Origin of the sequence: Paenibacillus sp. SAFN-054, from assembly GCF_051966755.1 — a bacterium.
Lineage (GTDB): Bacteria > Bacillota > Bacilli > Paenibacillales > Paenibacillaceae > Paenibacillus_AQ.
Genome location: NZ_JBQCKS010000002.1, coordinates 692,964 through 714,345, shown reverse-complemented (window position 1 = coordinate 714,345; position 21,382 = coordinate 692,964). Strand labels below are relative to the sequence as shown.

At 51.9% G+C, this 21,382-nt stretch carries 21 protein-coding genes, 4 tRNA genes and 3 riboswitches; of the genes, 13 read left to right on the top strand and 12 right to left on the bottom strand.

The window, feature by feature from the left end; all coding sequences use genetic code 11:
* Window positions 1–45: 45 nt before the first annotated feature.
* On the bottom strand, window positions 46–471 hold the full coding sequence (locus tag ACTHPM_RS14725; RefSeq protein WP_440395616.1) for a VOC family protein: 426 nt from the start codon (window positions 469–471) through the stop codon (window positions 46–48).
* Between the two features lie 255 nt (window positions 472–726).
* On the bottom strand, window positions 727–942 hold the full coding sequence (gene tlp, locus ACTHPM_RS14720; RefSeq protein WP_440395617.1) for a small acid-soluble spore protein Tlp: 216 nt from the start codon (window positions 940–942) through the stop codon (window positions 727–729).
* 210 nt (window positions 943–1,152) lie between these two features.
* Here tlp and ACTHPM_RS14715 point away from each other — a divergent pair.
* The 3 genes from ACTHPM_RS14715 (at window position 1,153) to ACTHPM_RS14705 (ending at window position 1,580) form a co-directional block, all read left to right on the top strand.
* A tRNA-Glu gene (locus tag ACTHPM_RS14715) sits at window positions 1,153–1,224 on the top strand.
* 173 nt (window positions 1,225–1,397) lie between these two features.
* A tRNA-Lys gene (locus ACTHPM_RS14710) sits at window positions 1,398–1,473 on the top strand.
* A 21-nt stretch (window positions 1,474–1,494) separates the two neighbouring features.
* Window positions 1,495–1,580: transfer RNA gene (locus ACTHPM_RS14705), tRNA-Leu, on the top strand.
* A gap of 236 nt (window positions 1,581–1,816) precedes the next feature.
* On the opposite strand, the gene ACTHPM_RS14700 is transcribed toward ACTHPM_RS14705, so the two are convergent.
* The 3 genes from ACTHPM_RS14700 to ACTHPM_RS14690 form a co-directional block, all read right to left on the bottom strand.
* Window positions 1,817–3,766, bottom strand: coding sequence for an amidase family protein (locus ACTHPM_RS14700; RefSeq protein WP_440395618.1), 1,950 nt, complete (start codon window positions 3,764–3,766; stop codon window positions 1,817–1,819).
* A 129-nt stretch (window positions 3,767–3,895) separates the two neighbouring features.
* Window positions 3,896–4,732: a helix-turn-helix domain-containing protein gene (locus ACTHPM_RS14695; RefSeq protein ID WP_440395619.1), complete on the bottom strand. Its 837-nt coding sequence runs from the start codon at window positions 4,730–4,732 to the stop codon at window positions 3,896–3,898.
* Window positions 4,733–4,850: 118 nt separating this feature from the next.
* Window positions 4,851–5,507 carry an urease accessory UreF family protein gene (locus ACTHPM_RS14690; RefSeq protein WP_440395620.1) on the bottom strand — a complete coding sequence of 219 codons (657 nt, stop codon included), beginning with the start codon at window positions 5,505–5,507 and terminating at the stop codon, window positions 4,851–4,853.
* 350 nt (window positions 5,508–5,857) lie between these two features.
* On the opposite strand from ACTHPM_RS14690, the gene ACTHPM_RS14685 reads away from it, so the two are divergent.
* From ACTHPM_RS14685 to ACTHPM_RS14675, 3 genes are read left to right on the top strand one after another with little or no spacing between them, the layout of a single operon-like run.
* Window positions 5,858–6,520 (top strand): ThuA domain-containing protein, encoded by a 663-nt coding sequence (locus ACTHPM_RS14685; protein WP_440395621.1) that lies wholly within the window; start codon window positions 5,858–5,860, stop codon window positions 6,518–6,520.
* Entirely contained in the window at window positions 6,520–7,185 is a 666-nt protein-coding gene (locus ACTHPM_RS14680; protein WP_440395622.1) for an SDR family NAD(P)-dependent oxidoreductase, read from the top strand. Before ACTHPM_RS14685 ends, ACTHPM_RS14680 begins: the two co-directional genes overlap by 1 nt.
* 24 nt (window positions 7,186–7,209) lie before the next feature.
* A complete protein-coding gene (locus tag ACTHPM_RS14675) occupies window positions 7,210–7,944 on the top strand; it encodes an SDR family NAD(P)-dependent oxidoreductase (RefSeq protein WP_440395623.1) in 735 nt (244 codons plus the stop codon).
* 78 nt (window positions 7,945–8,022) lie between these two features.
* On the opposite strand, the gene ACTHPM_RS14670 is transcribed toward ACTHPM_RS14675, so the two are convergent.
* From ACTHPM_RS14670 to ACTHPM_RS14650, 5 genes are all read right to left on the bottom strand, one after another.
* Window positions 8,023–9,045, bottom strand: coding sequence for a DUF2804 domain-containing protein (locus ACTHPM_RS14670; RefSeq protein WP_440395624.1), 1,023 nt, complete (start codon window positions 9,043–9,045; stop codon window positions 8,023–8,025).
* Window positions 9,042–10,361, bottom strand: coding sequence for an MFS transporter (locus ACTHPM_RS14665; RefSeq protein WP_440395625.1), 1,320 nt, complete (start codon window positions 10,359–10,361; stop codon window positions 9,042–9,044). Before ACTHPM_RS14665 ends, ACTHPM_RS14670 begins: the two co-directional genes overlap by 4 nt.
* 172 nt (window positions 10,362–10,533) lie before the next feature.
* The gene (locus ACTHPM_RS14660; protein ID WP_440395626.1) at window positions 10,534–11,745 is read right to left on the bottom strand and encodes an MFS transporter; all 1,212 of its coding nucleotides are present in this window, start codon (window positions 11,743–11,745) and stop codon (window positions 10,534–10,536) included.
* A 14-nt stretch (window positions 11,746–11,759) separates the two neighbouring features.
* Complete coding sequence (locus ACTHPM_RS14655; protein WP_440395627.1) at window positions 11,760–12,155, bottom strand: MarR family winged helix-turn-helix transcriptional regulator; 396 nt, start codon at window positions 12,153–12,155, stop codon at window positions 11,760–11,762.
* 196 nt (window positions 12,156–12,351) lie between these two features.
* Complete coding sequence (locus tag ACTHPM_RS14650; protein WP_440395628.1) at window positions 12,352–12,969, bottom strand: PAS domain-containing protein; 618 nt, start codon at window positions 12,967–12,969, stop codon at window positions 12,352–12,354.
* Between the two features lie 253 nt (window positions 12,970–13,222).
* On the opposite strand from ACTHPM_RS14650, the gene ACTHPM_RS14645 reads away from it, so the two are divergent.
* Both ACTHPM_RS14645 and ACTHPM_RS14640 read left to right on the top strand, forming a co-directional pair.
* Window positions 13,223–13,567, top strand: coding sequence for a helix-turn-helix domain-containing protein (locus ACTHPM_RS14645; RefSeq protein WP_440395629.1), 345 nt, complete (start codon window positions 13,223–13,225; stop codon window positions 13,565–13,567).
* 166 nt (window positions 13,568–13,733) lie between these two features.
* Window positions 13,734–13,816, top strand: a tRNA-Leu gene (locus ACTHPM_RS14640).
* Window positions 13,817–13,955: 139 nt separating this feature from the next.
* Here the strand turns inward: ACTHPM_RS14640 and ACTHPM_RS14635 are convergent.
* Window positions 13,956–14,447 (bottom strand): glutathione peroxidase, encoded by a 492-nt coding sequence (locus ACTHPM_RS14635; protein ID WP_440395630.1) that lies wholly within the window; start codon window positions 14,445–14,447, stop codon window positions 13,956–13,958.
* Between the two features lie 123 nt (window positions 14,448–14,570).
* On the bottom strand, window positions 14,571–15,011 hold the full coding sequence (locus tag ACTHPM_RS14630) for a hypothetical protein (RefSeq protein ID WP_440395631.1): 441 nt from the start codon (window positions 15,009–15,011) through the stop codon (window positions 14,571–14,573).
* A 2-nt stretch (window positions 15,012–15,013) separates the two neighbouring features.
* Window positions 15,014–15,176: riboswitch (cyclic di-AMP (ydaO/yuaA leader) on the bottom strand.
* A gap of 392 nt (window positions 15,177–15,568) precedes the next feature.
* A riboswitch (cyclic di-AMP (ydaO/yuaA leader) is annotated at window positions 15,569–15,782 on the top strand.
* Window positions 15,783–15,889: 107 nt separating this feature from the next.
* A riboswitch (cyclic di-AMP (ydaO/yuaA leader) is annotated at window positions 15,890–16,067 on the top strand.
* A gap of 131 nt (window positions 16,068–16,198) precedes the next feature.
* Here ACTHPM_RS14630 and ACTHPM_RS14625 point away from each other — a divergent pair.
* From ACTHPM_RS14625 to kdpC, 5 genes are all read left to right on the top strand, one after another.
* Window positions 16,199–16,591 carry a hypothetical protein gene (locus tag ACTHPM_RS14625; RefSeq protein ID WP_440395632.1) on the top strand — a complete coding sequence of 131 codons (393 nt, stop codon included), beginning with the start codon at window positions 16,199–16,201 and terminating at the stop codon, window positions 16,589–16,591.
* 141 nt (window positions 16,592–16,732) lie between these two features.
* Window positions 16,733–16,810 (top strand): K(+)-transporting ATPase subunit F, encoded by a 78-nt coding sequence (gene kdpF / locus ACTHPM_RS14620; RefSeq protein ID WP_440421600.1) that lies wholly within the window; start codon window positions 16,733–16,735, stop codon window positions 16,808–16,810.
* A gap of 37 nt (window positions 16,811–16,847) precedes the next feature.
* The gene (gene kdpA / locus ACTHPM_RS14615) at window positions 16,848–18,527 is read left to right on the top strand and encodes a potassium-transporting ATPase subunit KdpA (RefSeq protein ID WP_440395633.1); all 1,680 of its coding nucleotides are present in this window, start codon (window positions 16,848–16,850) and stop codon (window positions 18,525–18,527) included.
* A gap of 69 nt (window positions 18,528–18,596) precedes the next feature.
* Window positions 18,597–20,627, top strand: coding sequence for a potassium-transporting ATPase subunit KdpB (gene kdpB / locus ACTHPM_RS14610; RefSeq protein ID WP_440395634.1), 2,031 nt, complete (start codon window positions 18,597–18,599; stop codon window positions 20,625–20,627).
* A gap of 65 nt (window positions 20,628–20,692) precedes the next feature.
* Window positions 20,693–21,301 carry a potassium-transporting ATPase subunit KdpC gene (kdpC, locus tag ACTHPM_RS14605; protein WP_440395635.1) on the top strand — a complete coding sequence of 203 codons (609 nt, stop codon included), beginning with the start codon at window positions 20,693–20,695 and terminating at the stop codon, window positions 21,299–21,301.
* The last annotated feature ends 81 nt before the right edge of the window (window positions 21,302–21,382 follow it).

Here is a 21,382-nt window from a genome sequence, read left to right as displayed (position 1 = left end):
ATAAGCATCGGTAGGAACAGCATCGCAGTCCCGACCTTCCAGCCCTTACTCCACGGGAAACTCCCAAGCGGGATTCCAGACGATTTCCCATAGGTGCCCGTCAGGGTCCTGAAAATAACCTGAGTACCCCCCCCAGAACGTATCGTGTGCGGGGGAGGTAATCGTGGCTCCTGCCAGACGCGCCTGTTCCATCACTTGATCGACAGCCTCTTTGCTGGCGACGTTGTGGCCGATCGTAAACTCCGAACTGCTCCGAGCGGTACGTGCGATGTTGGCATCGTGGATAAGGTCGTCCCTTTTCCAGATAGCCAGTTTCACGCCGGCTTGAAAGTCAAAGAACGCCACAGCGCCGTGCTCGAATTCGGTTCCGATAATGCCTTCCGTTGGCAGGCCCAGGCCATCCCGGTAAAAGGAGAGGGATCTTTCCAAATCGTCTACGCCCAGGGTCAAAACAGAAATACTTGGCTTCATAATACAATGTCCTCCTTCTTTCGTTGAAGTGTGCAATGCAGCACTTTTGCTTGAATTATAGCAAAAAATTAGCGACAGCTTGATTGTCACCAATTTTTTGCGGATGGGATGAAAAAGTAAAATTGTACCGAGCGGAAGCGGTATTCTCTTGTGACCTTAGGAACCAATGCAACATCCTTGCAGTGATCCTTTGGACATTATTAAAGAAGCTCCCCAGCGAAAGCGGTGGGGAGCTTCTTTAATAATGTATCCGACTTATTTCTCGTCTTGATATTCCTCTTCAAAGCCTTCGATGGCTCTTTCACGCTTTACGTTTTTGTGCTCGAGGTTATGGAACTCCTGTCCGGAAATTTCCTCCGCATGTTCATCCAGGTAATCGTTGGTTTCCTGGATGTTTTCACGGGTATTGTTGATAGCGTTTTGGATTTTTTCCGCGTTATCCGAGCGGTCGTCAGGTTTTGCCATGGTCATATTCTCCTTTATGTGTGAGTTAGGCGGGATTTGGGACCAATCCCCTATGTGACATGCCAATCATAAGATGCCATGACATGAGCAAAGTTATGCATTTTCAAGGGGGGATGTAGCTCTAAACAACGGCAGAATAAAAAAAATAAAAAAAAGTACTTGCCATGTCCCAAAAGTTCTGGTAAGATAATTTTTGTTGTCACGCTTTGTTGATATGGCCCGTTGGTCAAGGGGTTAAGACACCTCCCTTTCACGGAGGTAACAGGGGTTCGAATCCCCTACGGGTCACTTTAAGTAATTACTTCGCTAAGGGATGAGAACCCAATAGGGTTCGTCGGAGCATAGGCTTCGATAGCATTACATCGCAGTCTCGAGCGAAGCGAGAGTATCCCCTACGGGTCACTTTAATTAATTACTTTATTGATTTTTTCTTTTTGGCACACATCCTAGTGAGTCAGCGAGAGCCATTAGCTCAGTTGGTAGAGCACCTGACTTTTAATCAGGGTGTCGAAGGTTCGAGTCCTTCATGGCTCACCAGTTTATTTTTCCCTAAAACGTGCGGTAGTGGTGGAATGGCAGACACGCTATCTTGAGGGGGTAGTGGGCGTACGCCCGTGGAGGTTCGAGTCCTCTCTACCGCACCATAACTTAACAACGGCAATCCTTGCGAAGGCAAGGATTTTTTTGTGTCTGCATAAGTAAAAGCGCACCCTGCGCTGCGTACGGAAAGTTCTCTCAACAGAAGCTTTCTCGACCGGCATGATGGGTGCGCTTTTTATATTTGGATACATTGTTATAATAGCGGGCTTGCTGTAAGGATAGATTAGCTGCTAACAGCTGGTAACAGATGCGATGTCAACAATTGCCGGTTTGCTTATGGTTAAGGCGTGGTTTGAGGTGCCTCGCGGTGGTGCGTATGCTGCTCGTAGCTGTAGGCAAGCTTGATCAATTCGGGTTCGCTGAAGGCACGGCCGAAGAAGTCGATGCCTACCGGCAAATGGTCAGCCGTGAATCCGGCGGGTACCGTGACGGTGGGCCAGCCGGTGAAAGAGCTGAGTTTAAAGGCATCTCCGGCTACCTGCTCTTCGCCGACTTTGACGGCGGTCCGGGAGGAGGTCGGGAAGATCAGGGCATCCAGCTGGTTATCCGCCATCATCTTCAGCACGGCGTCCTGCACATATTTGGTACGGAACAGGACAATGTCCTTATATTCCTCGGCATCGAGCGAAGTGCGGTTATTCCGGTCGATGAGTGATTTCTTGATCGAAGGGTCATATTTTCCGGCGGCGATTAGTTCGTCCAGCGATTTGTAAGGGGCTGCATCGCCTAGCGACTTAAGATAGTCGTTAAACTGGAATTTGAACTCCCATGCGCTTAGGCTTCCGTATTTGTTAATGATATCGAAATTCGGTATTTTTACGTTGTCTACGAGGATTGCGCCCGCGGCTTTCATTTCCTCGATGGCGCTGGAGGCGACGGCATTGACTTGTGCGTCGCTGCCGAAAACTTCGCGGACGATGCCGATCCGGGCTCCTTGAAGTCCGTCTTTATCAAGGTAATCGGTGTAATCCTTCGGCACGAAGCCGACGCTCTTGGCCGTTGCGATGTCATTCGGATCATAGCCTGCCGTGGCGTTCAGGATCAAGGCCGCATCCGCGACAGAACGGGCGATCGGGCCGCCGGTATCCTGGGTGAGTGCCAGCGGCGCAATACCGTCCCGGCTCGATAAGCCCACGGTCGGGCGGATGCCAACCAGGCTGTTGAACGAGGAAGGAATCCGGATCGATCCTCCCGTATCCGTCCCCATGCCCACGGCGGCGAGATTCGCGGCAATGGCAGCGGCCGTGCCGCCGCTGGAGCCTCCGGGTACGCGGCTCGGATCGTAAGGGTTGAGCGTTTGTCCACCCATCGAGCTGACGGTCGTATAACCGAACGCGAACTCATGGAGGTTAGCTTTGCCGATAATAATGGCGCCGGCATCCCTTAACTTCTTGACCTGTGCCGCGTCATCCGGTGGTACTACGCCCTGAAGGCCGATATTGCCGGAGGTGGTCGGCATGTCGTATGTATCATAATTGTCTTTGACGAGAACTGGAATGCCGTGGAGAGGACTGCGTTCGCCTGAGGCTATCCGTTCGGCGTCGAGCTTCCTTGCCGTTTCGAGCGCCTTCGCGTTCAACGTGAGGATGCTGTTCAGTTTAGGCCCTTTGTGATCATATGCGGCAATCCTCTCCAAATATTGCTGCACCAGTGCTTCCGAAGTGAGGCGCCCGGTTTCCATTGCCTTTTGCATGTCTGCAATCGTGGCCTCTGTCAGTTTGAACGGCTGTAAATACTGATAGAGGCGGTAGACGATCGCGGCGGCTTCGCGATGCGTCAGCATTTTGCCGTATCCGAAAGCCTCTGGAGTTTTTCCTTGCATCAGCTCTGCCGTGTATACATTGGAAACGGCCTGCCTATAAGGACTTTCTTGGGCAATGTCTTTATATCCGACGGATTTAGCCCGGGGAACCTCAATCACCGAATTCAAGAGCTCAGCTGCCTTTTCGCGGGTAAAGTTTCCTTGCACGCTGGGGAAGGCGGGGATTGTGGTAGATCCGGCGGCTTGCGCGGCAAGCTTCATCGCTTCGGCGAATTCGGCTGCAGTAATCGGTGTATTGCTCGCCTTGAGAGAAGTTAACGATGGGGGCATCCAATCTGTGGATGCAGCTTCGTTCTTCTCTCCGCTGGAGGCGGGGGAGGCTGCCGGCGAGGCGGAGGCGATAACCGGTGTGAGGGACAGTGTAGAGAGAAGCAGGATGGTCAGGAGATTGCTTTTATAACTCTTCATGGGTTTTCCTCCTATATAATGTTAAGTAACATGACGCCACTTGCGTCGTTGGTACTCATTATAATGAAGAGGATGTAACATGAATTGTATAAAACGGAACTGGTGTTATATATAATAACATGGGTTATGCTAGAGCCTTTTGAAATGATTAGCGAGAAATAGGGTTGGGCATTCCCGTACGAACGTTTTGAACTCTCGGATAAAATGGGCTTGATCATAGTAACCGGATTCGGAAATAATGTCGTTAAAGACGGTCCTGCCAGGCTGCAGGAGGCGTGATACAGCTTGTTGGAACCTGACGATCCGGCAGAAGGTTTTGGGGGGCAGTCCGATGAATTCCTCGAAAACATAACGAACATGCCGGGTGGAACGGTTCATCATCCGCGATAATTCAGCCAGGCTAAGATTTCCGTGAGCAAGGTAGATCTGGCGTACTGCGGGGAGGAGTTCTTTGGGTTCGGATTCGTGTCTGCGTTGTGATGGCTGTGTCAGGCAGTTCATCTCCTCTTGAAAGGCTGTAATTCGTTCACGAAAGGACAACGCTCTGGATTGGATGCGGAGCTCAAGACACCGAGCGGAAGGGAGAAGTGCCTGCAGAGGAACGCTGTGGTCGACAAGCTCCTTAAGTGGAATCTGAGCAATGGGGGCCAGGGCGACGGGGAGCAGCCGAACGGCGAAATAAGAGGTTCCAGGCTGAAGCAACAGCTCTGAGCGGCTGCGCACACTTCCGTATACCAGCGAAATAGCCGGTTGGCCGCCGTAAGGAAACAGAATGTCAATACAGCCTCCGGGAAGGAGCGGGCAGAATCCCGAATGCTTCAAGGGTACGTGAAATTGATAATACAGAATCGGTAGTCCGTCACGGGAGTCGGCCAGATATTCCATATAGTGATCAAAGTGTTGAGTAATTCCGGGTTGTAAAGGTAAAACGGTTTCGAAGGGTGCATCCGCAAACATGCTGTTCATCATCATCTCTCCTTCGCGGGGATCTTAAAGGGATATAAAAAGGCAATGGGCTGTTCACAGCATCGCATTGCCTTTTGTTGTGCGGTTTGTTGATGCTATTAGGAATTCGAAAGCGTGCTCATGCGATATGATGGTGATGGCTGTGAGTAAAGGAGTCGAATGCTTCTTGAGTAAGGGAATCTTTTTTGGTCAGCCAAGCCTTTTCCGTTTGAACCGTCCAGTGGCTGGCTAATATATCGGCTTCCGAACGAGGGATATGCAGAGAGGAAGCCGCCTCAACTACACAAGCGTTGACGCCTGACCGGATATAGCCGTGTACGGCTTGGTCGCATCCTATTCCTAGTTGATAGTTAATATATGCATGGATGGTAGCTAAGCAGGTCGGGCCGAAGTGTTCCCGGACGATGTTTTCGAGCGGACCGAGGTTCAGCCATGGATACAAAGCTTGAGCGAGCTTGAACTGCCTTGCTCCTTGTTTTCTCGCGGTGGTGTATTCATCCTTGGTCAATCTGCCTAGCAGCTTATCCGTATTGGCGATGGAGGATGAATCCGAGAGTTCGGCTGCCTTGTAAATGGACTGGATCGCGCTGCTGTCCTGATCTACCAAGCGTATTCGCATCGGGTGTAGGAAGAACTCTTCGAGCTCCCGCTTGGATTGAATGCGCCCGTCCGCGATCCGGGTCCTGATGTCCGACAAGCAGCTGAAGCCCCCTATTGATAGATCGTGATCCAGCAGCTGCACGTAATCGAGCAGCTTGGTGCTTTTGTCATTCAAGATAGCCACCTCCATGATTTTTTATTTTTTTGATAAGGACCAAGAATTTCGCGATTTTAATGTCATTTAATTTAACGTAAATTACGAATTAAATTTGAATTTTATTATTTTTGTAAAATAATATCACATTAAAATGGGCGGATGTCAATGAAATGAAATATAAATACAAAATTATTGGTTTCTATGTTATAAAAGGTAACCAGAAAAGTTATGTAGAATGAAATAGTCTGGGAGCCGAGCTTCGGCCTTGTAGTATCAACAACGCTGTCGATTTTGCCTTGTAAACGGCTTGGGTTTCTGGAATACTGGTCTTAACCAAAAATGAAAACGCTGTTATAGGAGGGAGACATATGCGCGTTTTAGTATTGTGCGACGATAACTGGCATCCGTCCCATGTGGTAAAGGAAGGGTTGGAACCGCTGAAGCAGTATGGATTCGAGTTCCAATACGTGCTGGAGACCGGAGACGAATTCAGGCAGCATGTCGGTGAATGGCTTTGGGGCTTTCCGCTGCTCGTCCTTGCGAAGTCCAACAGGGTCTCGGCAGAAGAAGAGAATCCGTGGATAACCCCTGATGTGGAGAGAGAAATTCAGTCCTATGTGAACCGTGGAGGGAGCATGCTCATCCTTCATTCCGGAACGGTGGGGTACATGGATTCCGCAGGCATGCGCGAGCTGGTGGGGGGAGTATTCACCCATCATCCCGAGCCGTGCCCGGTAACGCTGGAGCCGATTCTTGGACATCCGATATCCGCCGGTATCAAAGGCTTCACGGTCAAGGACGAGCATTATTTTGTTGATGAGACGGAACCAGGAGACAAAACCGTGTTCTTATTCACCAGCTCGGAGCACGGGCGGCAGCCAGGAGGCTGGACGAGGGAGCAGGGGAATGGACGCGTCTGCGTGCTGACTCCTGGCCACAACGCTCAGGTATGGCTTCATCCGGTATACCAGCAATTCCTCAAGCAATCACTTGAATGGTGCGGGCGGGGCTTGCAAGGGAGGGAGGCATGATGGAGCAGACCGTGTTGATTACGGAAGCACACCAGCCTTGGTGCCAGGCGCTTGGCCAATATTTTGCGGATAAGCAGTGGACGGTAATCGCCTGCCTTCCCGAAAGGGAACTGGCAAAGGTCAGTTTTGCGGATCATGAGCGAATCCGGCTCGTGCCGCTCGACGCGCGCTCGAGGGAATCGGTGCAATGCGCAGCCTCCCGTATTCAGGAAATGACGGACTCGATCGACATGATCGTATGTCAGACCGTGATGGAAGATAACGGGGAGGCCCCGGGTCTCGCCGGAATGTCCTCATCCGTTCTGCTGGAATCGTTCAACGCCAATGCGCTCGGACCGATCCGGCTCGTGGAGGCGATGCTGCCGATAATGAAGAAGGGGCTGAAGCGGATCGCGCTGCTTACCGACCCTACGGGCAGCCTCGGGCTGGCCTTGCCCGGAACGGGTTTGGGCTACAGCATGTCGAAGGCGGCTCTGCACATGGCCTTCACGATGATGCACGGCGACTTAAGCCGGGAGGGGTTCACCTTTCGTCTGTATGCGCCGGTTGCAGAGAATAGCGTGCAGCATTCCGTCGAAGCCGCATTCCGTTACTTCACGCTGCCGCGTGAAGATGAGGAAAGAATGGTTCTAATGGATGAAACGGGCGCAGAGCTGCCATTATAACGGCTCGGAGAGGGGATGAGGAAGATGATTCAGACAGCAGTGGTCACAGGTGCAGACCGGGGACTGGGGCTTGGAATGACCAAGAGGTTGCTGCAGTTGGGCTGGCAGGTGTGTGCCGGGAGCTACATGACGGACTGGCCTGAGCTGCAGCGGTTGAAGCTGCAGGCGCCGGAACGTCTTATTCTTGTTCCGCTGGATGTTTCCAGCGATCAGAGCGTGGAAGAGGCTGGACGGATTCTGTCGGAGCGGTCTTGGACGGTGGATATGCTGATTAATAATGCAGGAATTTCGACCCGTTCGTACAGAAGCATCCATGAGTCTCAGGATGATGATGAAGTGCTGCGCATATTCAACGTGAATGCGGCAGGGCCGATGCGCATGGTACGGGTGCTTCAGCCGCTGATGGAGGGCAGCTCACGAAAGCGGCTGTGCTTTGTGTCGTCAGAGGCAGGCAGCTTGGCGAGAAGCTACCGGGACAACTGGTACGGCTACTGCATGTCCAAGACAGCGTTGAATCGGGGCGTTCAGAGCTTGTTTCATGAGCTGCGACCAAGAGGGTACACGTTTCGTTTGTATCATCCCGGGTGGGTGAGGTCTTACATGTCTGGCCAGTTGAGCACCGAGGGAGAGCTGGATGCGGACGAAGCGGCGCGTCTTGCCGTCACGTATTTTATCCGGAATCGTTACGAGAGAGAGGCGGTATCGGAAGAGGACCGTTTGGTCATGAGGGACTGGCTTGGCCGGGAGTGGCCCTGGTAGGGGGCAAGCCGTTAGCATACATTCCATTTCAAAGACCCTTCTGCGTGAGCAGAAGGGTCTTTCATGCTTTTAAAAGTCCTACCAGTTATTCACCGCATGTTCCATAAAGGCCATCATGTCCTTCACTTCAAGCACCGTGCCGTCATCGAGAATGGCCTTACCCGAAAAACGGCCGAAAATCTGATGACAGCTGTTGTCCACGAACAGCATTTTTGTTTCGGTGTAACGGTCGAACACCGGCTCGAAATCCATTTCGAACCGCCCATCATCGCTCGTGAATTTCTTTGGAGACATGTAGCCTCCATCAGCAAGATCGACATAGACATGGTTCAGCTTGTGGGAGGTGCCGTTGTAAAAAAGAATATTCTCGGTGGCAGCCTTGGTATTTCCGAATCCGAACCCGATGTTGAATCCGAAGCGCTTGCCGTCCAGCCAGGTGCTGCCGTTGCCCCAGAACCATTCATGGCTGAACGGCCACACGCCGCGTCCCCAATCGATGAGCCCGAATGCGCTATCCGGTTCGAAGGTGATTGTCGTATCCCCCATTTTGACCGTTCCGCTGGCAGGCATGCAGTTGATTTTGTGATTATAGTAAAAATAACGCGGATGATCATCAAAAGGCGTGGCGATGACGAGCGATTCCGCGTCGGGCTGTTCGAGCACAATATCGATCTCCATATTATGCTGTACTTTGGGGTCCCGGGTTTTGCAGCGCAGGCGCCGGCCGCCTTTATACACCTCGAACTGCATGTCGATGTTTTTACGATGAACGGAAAGGTCGCCGTGCTCGGCGGAATCCGGCATTTTCAGACGGTTGAAGGGAAGCACCAGCATATCCGTAACGGTGTAGGTTTTCTCGTTATTGAAATCGATCAGCATGGCAGACACGTTGCCCGCATATGAGACATGCCCAACCGTCAGTTGAAGGCAGTAATCGTCATTCGATATTTGGTAAAAATCCCATTCCTTGATCCGCCATGGAGCGGCTTTGATGGAACTCCGATTGTAATGCATGACGGCTTTGGTAGAATAGCCTCTCTGCATCAAGGTTCCGTCCGGATGTAGCAAATCCGAAAAGGTTGTAATCCGATGATTGGTCATAGATTTAAATCCTCCTTATGTAGTGGTTGCGTAAGGGAAAGATGCACGCGTTTGCGATGCAGCTTGTTCGCCGGGATCAGCGGAAGAAAGGTAAACAGCGTGATCAGGGCAGCGAACAGGAATAGGATATTCGTCGGGACGGTGCCCATGACGCCGTCGATTTCCATCCGGATGCCTTGATATTGAATGATATAGTAGGAAATCAGCGGTCCGACAACCATAGGGATGCAGACGCCAAAGATTTGCTTGATGCCTTCGAATTGCCCGCGCTGATCTTCCGGATACAGGTTCTTGAACCATGCCGTAAGCGTTTGCAAAATTAACACGTAGCCGACGCCCGCCCCGAAAATACCCAGCAATAGGAGCGCGATATGGGTGGAGGCGAAAATAACGATGAGCCCTGCGACGTTGGAGACGATCGCCATGCAGACGACGCGGACCGGCTTGCCGGAATCGATGAGCCTCGCTGCGGGAATCGTGAGGCAGATGGCCGACACGAGTCCGATGCCCTGGAGCAGTCCAGCGGTCATATAGGACATATGAAGGTAGTTGTTAAAGTAGATGGTGATGTAAGGAAAATAAACATTAAAGCCTATGAAGAATACCGCATTGATCACGAATACCCAGAACAGCTCCTGGTTCGCTAGGACCGTCTTCAGCTTGAACACGCTGGTGAACTGGTGGAAGTATCCTTTGGGATGCTTGACCGCCTTGAGATGAGGGGCATCCTTCAGTGAAAATATAGAATAAATCCCCATGAGGGTGACGAAGCCGCCCATGATGACAAAGAAGGGGAAAAAGTCGAATTTATCCACAATGATGCCGGATACGATGGCGCCGAAAATGGTCGCAAGCACCGGCATGGCCGCAAAGGCTCCGCCCAGCTTGCCGCGGTTATGCTCGTTCGATATATCCGTAGTCCATGGATTGAAGGCCGCGTCGTAGCCTGTTGAACCAAAGAAGCTCATGATCGCGTCTGCAGCAACGACAATGACAATGGCGGACAGGAAGGGATTGTGAGGTAAAAATTCGGTAGCGCCGAATCCGATCGTAAACAGGCCCCATAAAATGTAACCGACCGCAATGAACGGTTTGCGCTTGCCAGCGCGGTCGCTCCATGTGCCGATGACGAAAGTCGCCAGCGTTGAGATGATAGCGCTTACAGCAACCATCCAGGAAATGATCGCGGGATCCTTTGCGATCTTGTCGTACACGAACGTGTTGAACCAGGAATTCTCAATGTTCCAGCATATTTGTCCGCTCATTCCGAGAATCCAGATCAGCAGCCAATTCTTTTTCGAAATGCTGTTATTCATGCCTTCACGGCTCCCCCGATAGATTTGAAGATTTGTCTGCAGGCAGATCCTCTGTGAATATTATATGGGATAACAGTACCAAGAATCACCATAATTTTTAATGGCTGGTTGGTAGTATGGTAGGATATCAAAAAACCCTCCCGCATCATGCGGAAGGGAATGAAGTCCTAGATTACATGTCTGATGAAGCTTTTCGAATCGAGCGGGCTTCCTTGGAGCGCGTCAGCAGATAAAGAGCATAAACGACGATAAATATACCAAGGAAGAGCGAGGCGTAACGATACATGGATCCGTAACTGCTGAAGGAAGCAATTTGACCGAGAATAAGCGCGCCGATCGCGATCCCTAAATCCAGCGAGTTAAAATACATGCTGTTCGCCATCCCTTGCTGCTGGGGCGGCACCAATTGAATCATCCACGATTGCAGGGTCGGCTGGGCCGTACCGAAACCGAGGCCGTAGCACAGCGCTGCAAGCGCGAGAAAACCGGTCGAGGTCGAGTAGGACAGCAGCCAAAGACCGCCAATCAGGAAGACGGCTGCAGGAATGAGCAGGGCTTTATGGCCCCTTTTATCATAAATTTTCCCTGATATCGGCCGGATGAGAATTACCGCAATCGCATTAAATAAGAAGAAAAGCGAGGCGTTGGGAAGGCTGACTTCCTTGCCGAACAGATTGATGAAGCTTAGCAGACCGCCATAGGTGACGGACATGAGCAAGTTCAGCAGGCTTGGAAGCAGCAGTGCTTTCGGAAATCCCTTTTTGCGTGGTACTGCCGTAAATTCTTCAGGAAGCGGCTCTGCATGGAGAGGCTTCACTTTCTTGGCGAGCGGATATACCAGCGGGAATATCAGGGCGATCACGATGAGCGTCGCATATACGAGCGAAGGGAAGCCCTGCTTATCCAGCAGCATGCTCCCGATCACGGGGCCGAGCGATAAAGCAATACTGGTGGACAGGCCGAAGTAACCCATGCCCTCGCCCAGTCGGCGAACCGGGATGACGCCGGACGCCATGGTCGGCAGTGTTGTGCTGCCCATGCCAAAACCGACGCCAAATAGAATTCTCATAAGCAAAAGTACTGCCAGCGTTCCGCTCCACAAATAACCCAAGGTAGCGAGAAACGCGATGATGAGACCGAGGAACAGAATCGTGTTACGCTTGCCCTTCTCCAGCGCCTTGGCGGAAAAAAGCCGGGAGATGATGGCGGACAGTGCAAATACGGTCGTGAACATGCTTACCGTGAAGGGGCCTGCGTGGAAATGCTCCTTAACATAGCCGGGAAGCGGCGAGAGGACCATCTGCAGATTCAGGAACAGAAGCAGGTTGCAGACCGTGAGCATCACGAATTCGCGGGTCCATAATTTTTCTTTGATGTCTATCATGTTGTTGTTAACCTCTAATCTACAAAAATTCGGTCGATATTGTGATTGATCTGTTTCATAATGTGATCCAGCGCCGCAAGCTGTTCGTCCGTGATGCCGGCGACCAGCTCATCGTTAAGACTGAGCTCCAGCGGCACGGTTTGGTCCATTAGCTGCTGTACGGAAGGCGTAGCGTAAATTAAGTAGGCTCTGCGGTCTCCGGGATCAGGTTTGCGCTGAATGAAGCCTTTTTTGTCGAGCACGTCCAGAATGCGGGTGATCGAAGGCTGATCTTTCCCGGAGCGGAGTGCAAGCTCTTTCTGGTTGATGCCTTCCTGGAGATGTACCTGGTAAAGAACGGTCCATTGCTCGGGCGTAATGCCGTAAGGCTTGAGCTTGCCGGCAAATAGTGAAGACATTTTGCGCGCCATGTTGCCGAAACGAAATCCGATGGATTGATGGGTTGATGCGAATCTGCTCAGAGAGGAACACTCCTTCAGAATAGTTGTCGTAACAATTATATTTATATAAACGAAAATCGTCAATCATTTTTTCCAATTGGAAGGAATGAAAGCGGATGATGTCAGGATGGCCAATTTTAGAAACAATTCAGGAGAAGGACGTCAGTCAGTTGCAGGAAGGCTCATCGAGTACGGAAGAATACTTCGGATATAGACGGCGGATGCAGTCCGGACATATATCATGGGTGAACTCGGCGTGGGTGTGCTTTTGGAGAAAGCTTTCGACCGAATTCCAGATATCATGCTCGTCGCGGATTCTTTTGCATACCGCACAGATCGGGAGGAGACCACGCAATGTCCGGATTTGGGTCAGAGCTTCCATGAGTTCATGCTCAAACACTTTGCTCTGGGTAATATCGGTATGGTGGACGAGCATGCCTTTGACGGTTCGATTGTCCAGGTGATAGATCGTCGATGCTTCGAATAAGAACCATTTCAGGCTCCGGCGGAAAGCAGATTGGTATTCTTTGCGGAAATAAGGAACGGTACCCTTCAGAACGGGGTCCAAACCATGAGGACAATGCCCGTCAGCTTCCGTGAGGGCATCGAATATTTGCAGGAAATTGACTCCGATCCAGTTGAACGATTCGGATACGCCGCTTTCAAGCGAATTCCGGATCCAGATATGATTGACGGAAAGGATGTAGCCTTTAGGATCGACAACCGCGATCGCTTCGGTAAACGCTTGTAAGAGTTCAAGAGAAGTGATGTCTGAATGAGACAAATAAAGTCGCTCCCTTTTATCAAATTGGAAGTGCTTCTATGCATGAATGGCGTACTCGTCCAGCGATGGGGAGAGTGGGATGAACCAGATTTCGCGAGGGGTATAATGGTAAAAATGTGAGTATTAATGATACTATTATCAATATGTTATAATTACTATAGCATATTGCAGATTATATACGTTTTTACGTAATATGGCAAGAAACAGATTACTTATTTGCGTCGTGGGATGACGATTTGAAGGGCGGTCTTATATGCAATCCATTTACGATCGAATTGAATCGTTAATTAAAATGCGGGGAATGACCAAAACGTTATTCTGCAAGGAACTGGGGATCAGCACAGGCAATCTGGGGGATTGGAAAAGAGGAAAATCAACGCCAAGCACGAACAAGCTCGTTGAAATCTCCTCCTTTTTTGGCGTCAGCTTGGACTGGCTTATCCTGGGGAGAGAGCAGGAATCCTTTCATCTTAAAGAACAACAGGGTACATATGCTTGGGATGAGTGCGAACAGGCCAAACTTCTCTTGTCCGACAAGGAAAAGGAATTTATAAGGGAATATATCGATTTTACGCGTTTTCGGAAACAGAAGTCTTGAATGATTTACTGATGCACACCCGCGGCGGAATCTGGATGGTCCGAAGGGAGCAGAGGAGTTCCGCCGGGATAACCATGGGAAACCGGATTTATTGTATTCATATTTCTATTTACTTTTCTGAATTATTGGTATATACTAAAAAAGTTGCTGAAAATGTTCAGTGTGTGCGGTAGTGGTGGAATGGCAGACACGCTATCTTGAGGGGGTAGTGGGCGTACGCTCGTGGAGGTTCGAGTCCTCTCTACCGCATTTATAGGAAGTCCAATGAGAAAGGTCCTTGCTCCGGCAAGGACCTTTTTTCGCGTGTGTTTTATTTCTTGATTGCCGTTCGGACAGCGATATACAGAAGAAGGATAAGAGGGGGCCTCCCCTTTTAAACGGCTTGATGTCAGGCCTTGGCATCTCCCAGCAGCTTTTTGATATCTTCCTCGATTTTGTCCGGCGTCGTTTGCGGTGCGTAGCGCTTGACCACGCGACCCTGCTTGTCGACCAGGAATTTGGTGAAGTTCCACTTGATTGCTTTGGAGCCCAGCATGCCCGGTGCCTTTTCGGTAAGATGCTTGAAGAGCGGATGTGCGTCGTCTCCATTGACATTCGTTTTCTCAAACATGGGAAAGCTTACGCCGTAATTCATCTGGCAAAATTCCGCAATGTCTTCATTGTCACCCGGCTCCTGATGCGCAAACTGGTTGCTCGGGAATCCGAGAACCTCGAAATGCTGATCATGAAACTTCTCGTACAGCTCCTGCAGTCCCCGGTATTGGGGCGTTAATCCGCATTTGCTCGCCGTATTCACGATTAACAGCACCTGGTCCTTATAATCGGACATCGGAATTTCCTTGCCCTGGAGCGTGCGGGCCTGATAGTCGTACACCGACATGTTCATGTCTCCTTTCGTTGACTACGTTGGTTTAACGTGCTTACATACCATCAGTTTATATCTTATATTATATACAACTTAATTTTACACAATGAATCAGATCATTACAATTCTAACCTGACGTCAGAATAAAGAAACATACGCTTCCGCCATGCGAAACAGACCCCCGTTTGTACCTTGATTCGTGAGTTCCGAGGCATTCTCCCGGCTGGAGTGAAGCGTTTGAAGAGCATCGCACAGCAGCTGGACCCTAGTCAAATGGGACGGATCAACGGCATATAGGATATCCTTCTCCAAGGAAGCTTTGCAGTCAAAGCTTCGATGCATAAACCTTTCATACCAGGAAGCCCATACCACCCAATCCGCCGGACGCTGGCCCTCGTGCAGGTAAATCTCGCCCCAGCCGCAGCCGCCGCCGGCATGAATTCCCATCAACACCCTGTAGTGGTCGCCGAAAGGGCGAAAGGGCTCGGATTTATCCGAAGGCAAATGAACAATGAACAACTCAATGGCCTGGAACCGGATCCGCTCCGATATGTCCACGGCAGAGTCTGCTTGAAGCATCGATTTCTCTCCTTTATAGCTTACGAGGTTAGCTGTCGGATTCGGGCTGGAGCAGCCCTACGCTAAAGACGGTATTCCGTTCCTTCGCGATTCACCCCGCGGCCATCCCTTTAAGGCCGTTTGGTTCCCCCGTTTCCCTGAGCGGGAATTCAGCATCTGATGGTTTTAGATAAACTGGCATTTATGATATAGGATGCCGTAGGGTTTGTAAAACAGAAGAGGCCGCAGGTTTGCGGATATGGCACCCGGTTTCGGAGCATTCCTGCCGGACCTGCCCTCAGGATGGTTGTTTATCTTCGGTTATCTCGCATTTGCATCCTCTCACGCCGGTTTATAAAAAAACGATGCTTATGGGCTGAATGGAGGAACGAAGGCTAAAGCAGCTTTTGCAAGAACCGGTGAAATAGGGAGTATCCGTGAGTTTGGAGGAGATATAAACTTTTGTAAGCGATAACCTTAGCGAAAATGATTACATTTTAAACGCTAAGGGTTTTCGCGGTACCTTTACATGATTTGCAAGCGGGTGTATGATTCAAATCGTAATTCAAGACGTTTCCATTTTTGAATCGCTGAGTTTCTGCCCGCGAAAGGGCGGAAATCGGGGGAACCAATCGCGCGTATCCCAGTTATCCGGTGTGAGAGTCGGAAGCAGGTGATGCCGCAGGGGTGAATCCCGTGACAATCGGATGCCATGGATCCGAAACACGGGTAGAGCGACTCTCACCGCTCGAATCCGTCAGCTAACCTCGTAAGCGTTGTTTGAGAGAGGAATGATGAAACTTGTGATCGATATCCGTCGACCACAGGGGATCAATTGACCTCTGTGGTTTTTTATTGCCAAAAATAGCTTTGGAAGCAGCAAACCAAATTACATGTGAATGTCTTTAACGCTTAATTCCGGCCGGGCCGGAAGCGGGGGAACCAACGCATCGTATGGCTTTACGGGCATACGAAGCCGGGGTGAATTCCTCTGTCCCAAGAAGGGACAATGAGGGAAGGGCGACTCTCACGCCCTAATCCGTCAGCTAACCTCGTAAGCGTATAGGGAGAGGCAGCATTTGTCGTGAGCATATTTTCATGGCTTTCTTTCGTCATGAATTGATCGGCCGCGGGAAAGGTCCTCTTTCCCTGCGGCCGTTTTTATTTGCAGGCTCGGATGAAGCTGCCAGAAGGAGGAACGCAAAGTCGTGGATGAGGAACTCATCATCGTAACCGCGCCAAATGAGGCCGGCCGCAAATTTATTAAGCTTTTGATCTATCTTAAACGGCCTTTTGCCGTGCTCACCAATAGTTTGAAGGAAGAACGCGATCTGAGGAAGCTTGGGGCGACGCACATCATTCGGATTCATACGAACCATACGGATGAGTGGGTCGTTCCCGGGCAGCGGGTCGGCCGGATTTTTATTTTTGAGAACAGCCTCAATCTGACCTGCCGGTACCTGCAAATCTGCAGACCCTGGACGTCACGTCCCATCTACGTCATTACACGTGCGGACAATTCGCCGGGAATTTATCGGGGGCTCGGAGCGAATCACATCATCCATACCTTGAACGGCGAGGTCGGGTTCTTGCTGAAATAATAGCTCAATCGGGAATGTAAAAGGGGAGAATTGTAGCATGATGGACTTTCTGATGATATTGACACTCGCAGGAGTATTCGGCGTCTTTCTGCTGTTCCTGATGTGGTGCGGCCATGTCGTGGATGGGGGAGGGGAAGACAAATGATCGTGGTTATGGTCCTGGCGCTGCTCGTATTTGTCTATTTGGTCTATGCCCTGATCCATCCGGAACGGTTTTAAAGCATGAATAACCGCTTTTTATGAGGAGGAAGCAATTTTGGATATCCTGCAGATTTGTATTGTTATTGCTGTACTGCTTCTGCTGGTCAAGCCGGTAGGCAGCTATATATATCATGTGTTCTCCAACGAGGCGAACCGTACGGACAAGATTTTCGGGCCCGTGGAGAAGCTGTTCTACAGTATCATCGGCCTGAAAAACCGCTCAGGCATGAATTGGAAAAAGTATGCGCTCAGCATGATTGCGACCAACATCGTGCTCGTGGCGGTCAGCTATATCGTTCTAAGACTGATGGGAGGGCTGCCGGTCAACCCGAATCAAACGGGGAATATGGAAGCAAGCCTTTCCTTTAATACCGTCATCAGCTTCATGACGAACACGAATCTTCAGCATTACAGCGGCGAGAGCGGCATGTCTTATTTTGGACAGATGATTGTCATTACGATGATGATGTTTACGTCCGCAGCATCGGGCCTTGTCATTGCGATTGCTTTTATGCGCGGGATTACCCGCAGAGGGGGCGGCCTGGGGAACTTTTTCGAAGACTTCGTCAAAGCGCATACCCGTCTCTTTCTGCCGCTTGCCCTGATCGTGACTTTGGTGCTGGTGGCGCTGCAGGTCCCGCAAACGCTGGATCCTACTGTAACGGTCAATACGCTCGGCGGAGCCGTGCAGCATATTTCCATGGGGCCGGTGGCCTCGCTGGAGTCCATTAAGCATTTGGGAACGAACGGCGGCGGATTCTTCGGAGCGAACTCGGCGCATCCCTTTGAGAATCCGCGTCCGCTGACGAACGTGATCGAAATTTTGAGCATGTGGACGATTTCGGCGGCGCTGCCTTATACCTTTGGGCGCTTTGCGAAGAACCGCAAGCAGGGCTGGATCATCTTTACGGCCATGATGACGCTGTTCATTGCGTTCCTGTGCCTGGCCTATTTCTCGGAAAAGAGCGGCAACCCGCTGATTAACGAGCTGGGCATCAACAGCGCGCAAGGCAGCATGGAGGGCAAGGAGGTCCGGTTTGGCGTAGCGCAGTCCTCGCTCTTTACGGCGGTGACCACCGCGGCGACGACCGGTTCGGTCAACAACATGCATGATACGCTGACGCCGCTTGGCGGGCTGGCCCCGCTGGCCGAAATGATGCTGAACGTCGTGTTCGGCGGCAAGGGCGTTGGTTTCGTCAACATGATGATGTATGCGATTCTGGGCGTCTTTATATGCGGCCTCATGGTCGGACGGACACCGGAGTTTCTGGGCCGCAAAATCGAGAGCCGGGAAATGAAGCTGATCGCCATCGCGATCCTTGCGCATCCGCTCATCATATTGGCACCGACGGCCATTTCGTTCATGACCCATCTGGGAACGGACGGCTTGTCCAATCCGCTGTATCACGGGCTGAGCCAATCCTTGTACGAGTATACGTCTTCCGCGGCGAACAACGGCTCCGGCTTCGAAGGATTGGGCGATAATACGGTGTTCTGGAACGTCAGTACAGGGCTTGTCATGCTGCTCGGACGGTATGTCTCGATTATTGCTCTTCTGGCCGTGGCAGGCTCCTTGTCCCGGAAAAGAACAGTACCTGAATCGATCGGCACCTTCCATACGGATACGAAGCTGTTCGCAGGCATTCTGGTCGGTACCGTGCTCCTGATCGGGGCATTGACCTTCCTGCCGGTGCTGGTGTTAGGTCCGATAGCGGAATATCTGACACTGCGATAGCGGATTGCCCAACAATGCTGAAATTAAGGAATGGCTTCAATTCCTAGAATAAATGAGGTGGAGAGAGTCATGAGCGGACAACGCAAGAGCATGCTGACAGGCAGCATCATCAAGCATGCCATGAAAGATAGCTTTATCAAACTGAACCCGGTTGTCATGATGAAAAATCCGGTCATGTTTGTGGTGGAAGTGGGCACCCTGGTCGTGCTGTTAATGGTCCTGTTTCCGGCCTATTTCAATACAAGCGGGCGTCTTGGTTTTAACCTGACCGTGTTTCTGATCCTGCTCTTTACGGTCCTGTTCGCGAATTTCGCGGAGGCGCTCGCCGAAGGGCGGGGCAAGGCGCAGGCCGATTCCCTGAAGAAGAGCAAAAAGGAAACGACGGCAAACAAAATAGTCGGTTCCGAAATCAAGGTCGTCAATTCGACCGAGCTGCGCAAAGGCGATATGGTCGTCGTATCGCAAGGTGAAATGATTCCGGGAGACGGCGAAGTCATCGAAGGTCTCGCTTCCGTCGACGAATCGGCCATCACCGGCGAGTCGGCACCGGTAATTAAGGAAGCGGGCGGCGATTTCAGCTCCGTGACCGGCGGCACCCGGGTGGTCAGCGACCAGATCAAGGTCGTCATTACGAGCGACCCCGGTGAGTCGTTCATCGACCGGATGATTTCGCTCGTCGAAGGCGCGTCGCGCCAAAAAACGCCGAACGAAATTGCGCTGAACACGCTGCTGACGACGCTGACGCTCATTTTCTTGATCGTCGTCGTGACGCTGGCGCCGATTGCCAAGCATCTGGGCGTATCACTGGACATCCCGGTATTGATTTCACTGCTGGTCTGCCTGATCCCGACGACCATCGGCGGACTGCTCTCCGCCATCGGGATTGCCGGGATGGACCGCGTAACCCAGTTCAATGTGCTGGCGATGTCCGGTAAAGCAGTGGAAGCCTCCGGCGACATCAATACGATGATTCTGGATAAAACCGGCACCATCACCTATGGTAACCGGATGGCAAGCCAATTCATTCCTACCGGGAACGCATCCTTGGCCGAAACGGCTTATTGGGCCGCGATAAGCTCGCTTAAGGATGAAACGCCGGAGGGACGCTCCGTGCTGGAGCTGATGAAAAAGCAAACGATGCATTATGATGAAACGCTTGCCGCAGGCGGCGAATTTATCGAATTCAGGGCGGAGACGCGGATGAGCGGCATCGATCTGCAGGATGGGCGCCATGTCCGCAAAGGCGCGGTCGATGCGGTCCGGCAGTGGGTTCAGTCGCAAGGAGGCAGCATTCCGTCCGACCTGTCGGCGAAGTCCGACGCCATCGCATCCGAAGGCGGCACGCCGCTGGCCGTCGTCGTGGACAGCCGAATTTACGGGCTGATCCATCTGAAGGATACCGTGAAGCCGGGGATGAAGGAACGCTTCGAGCAGCTGCGGCAGATGGGGATCAAGACGATCATGTGTACCGGGGATAACCCGCTGACCGCTGCCACGATCGCCCGGGAGGCCGGCGTGGATGAGTATATTGCCGAGAGCAAGCCGGAGGACAAAATCGCCGTCATCCGGCGCGAGCAGGCGGAAGGCAAGCTCGTCGCCATGACCGGGGACGGCACGAACGACGCGCCGGCCCTGGCCCAGGCGGATGTCGGGATCGCGATGAACAGCGGCACGGTAGCCGCCAAGGAAGCGGCGAACATGGTCGACCTGGACTCCGATCCGTCCAAAATCATTGAAGTCGTGGCGATCGGCAAACAGCTGCTGATGACGCGCGGAGCGCTGACCACCTTCAGCATCGCGAATGACGTGGCCAAATATTTCGCCATCATCCCGGCGATGTTCATGGTAGCCATCCCGCAAATGGATGCGCTGAACATCATGCATCTCGGATCGCCGCTGTCGGCCATCCTGAGCGCCTTGATCTTCAATGCGGTCATTATTCCGCTGCTCATCCCGCTGGCCATGAAAGGCGTCAAATATAAGCCGATGAGCTCGGCGCGCCTCTTAAGCCGGAACCTGATGCTCTTCGGGCTCGGCGGTGTGATCGCGCCGTTCGCGGGCATCAAGCTGATTGACCTTGTCGTACATCTGTGGATTTAAGGCGTTAACTTATAGAGAGAATGGGCAAGTTCCCATCACAAGCTTATGAAAAAGGATGATATACAATGAAGACAACGGCGAAATTCGAAGAAGTGTCGCATGGCTCCATTTGGCTCATGGCACTGCGCTCCAGCTTATTGTTCATCGTGATTTGCGGCATCGCCTATCCGCTGGCCAGCACCGGGCTGGCGCAGCTGATTTTCCCGCACCAGGCGAATGGCAGCATGGTCAAGGACGGCGAGGGCCGTACGGTCGGCTCGGAGCTGATCGGTCAAACCTTTGCGGATCCATCCTTTTTCCAAGGGCGGATCTCCAGCATCGACAACGACGGCGCCGGCTCGGGTTCCAAAAACTATGCCCCGTCCAATCCGGAGCTGCTGCAGCGGGTGAAGGACTCGATCACGCAGTGGGAGAAGGAGAATCCTAAGGTTCCTGTCAGTGAAGTGCCGATCGACCTGATCACCAATTCCGGTTCCGGCCTGGATCCGCATATTACGCCGGCTTCCGCGTCGGTTCAGATTCCGCGGATCAGCGGGCTGCGTGGCATTCCGGAGGAGCAGCTAAAGCAGCTGGTGGAGAAACACACGGAAGGCAGGGAGCTTGGCGTATTCGGCGAGGAGCGGGTCAACGTGCTCAAGCTGAACCTGGCTCTGCAGGAGCTGGGAAGCAAATAGCACAGTTATTAAGCGCATCATATTAAAAAAGTCCGCATGGCGTCTTCCGACGATCCATGCGGACTTTTGCATATGATCCTA

Excerpts from the sequence above, each read along its gene's own strand:
- ACTHPM_RS14725 (WP_440395616.1), bottom strand. The coding sequence starts at position 471 with ATGAAGCCAAGTATTTCTGTTTTGACCCTGGGCGTAGACGATTTGGAA.
- tlp (WP_440395617.1), bottom strand. The coding sequence starts at position 942 with ATGACCATGGCAAAACCTGACGACCGCTCGGATAACGCGGAAAAAATC.
- ACTHPM_RS14700 (WP_440395618.1), bottom strand. The coding sequence starts at position 3,766 with ATGAAGAGTTATAAAAGCAATCTCCTGACCATCCTGCTTCTCTCTACA.
- ACTHPM_RS14695 (WP_440395619.1), bottom strand. The coding sequence starts at position 4,732 with ATGAACAGCATGTTTGCGGATGCACCCTTCGAAACCGTTTTACCTTTA.
- ACTHPM_RS14685 (WP_440395621.1), top strand. The coding sequence starts at position 5,858 with ATGCGCGTTTTAGTATTGTGCGACGATAACTGGCATCCGTCCCATGTG.
- ACTHPM_RS14680 (WP_440395622.1), top strand. The coding sequence starts at position 6,520 with ATGGAGCAGACCGTGTTGATTACGGAAGCACACCAGCCTTGGTGCCAG.
- ACTHPM_RS14675 (WP_440395623.1), top strand. The coding sequence starts at position 7,210 with ATGATTCAGACAGCAGTGGTCACAGGTGCAGACCGGGGACTGGGGCTT.
- ACTHPM_RS14670 (WP_440395624.1), bottom strand. The coding sequence starts at position 9,045 with ATGACCAATCATCGGATTACAACCTTTTCGGATTTGCTACATCCGGAC.
- ACTHPM_RS14665 (WP_440395625.1), bottom strand. The coding sequence starts at position 10,361 with ATGAATAACAGCATTTCGAAAAAGAATTGGCTGCTGATCTGGATTCTC.
- ACTHPM_RS14660 (WP_440395626.1), bottom strand. The coding sequence starts at position 11,745 with ATGATAGACATCAAAGAAAAATTATGGACCCGCGAATTCGTGATGCTC.
- ACTHPM_RS14655 (WP_440395627.1), bottom strand. The coding sequence starts at position 12,155 with ATGGCGCGCAAAATGTCTTCACTATTTGCCGGCAAGCTCAAGCCTTAC.
- ACTHPM_RS14645 (WP_440395629.1), top strand. The coding sequence starts at position 13,223 with ATGCAATCCATTTACGATCGAATTGAATCGTTAATTAAAATGCGGGGA.
- ACTHPM_RS14635 (WP_440395630.1), bottom strand. The coding sequence starts at position 14,447 with ATGTCGGTGTACGACTATCAGGCCCGCACGCTCCAGGGCAAGGAAATT.
- ACTHPM_RS14630 (WP_440395631.1), bottom strand. The coding sequence starts at position 15,011 with ATGCTTCAAGCAGACTCTGCCGTGGACATATCGGAGCGGATCCGGTTC.
- kdpF (WP_440421600.1), top strand. The coding sequence starts at position 16,733 with ATGATCGTGGTTATGGTCCTGGCGCTGCTCGTATTTGTCTATTTGGTC.
- kdpB (WP_440395634.1), top strand. The coding sequence starts at position 18,597 with ATGAGCGGACAACGCAAGAGCATGCTGACAGGCAGCATCATCAAGCAT.
- kdpC (WP_440395635.1), top strand. The coding sequence starts at position 20,693 with ATGAAGACAACGGCGAAATTCGAAGAAGTGTCGCATGGCTCCATTTGG.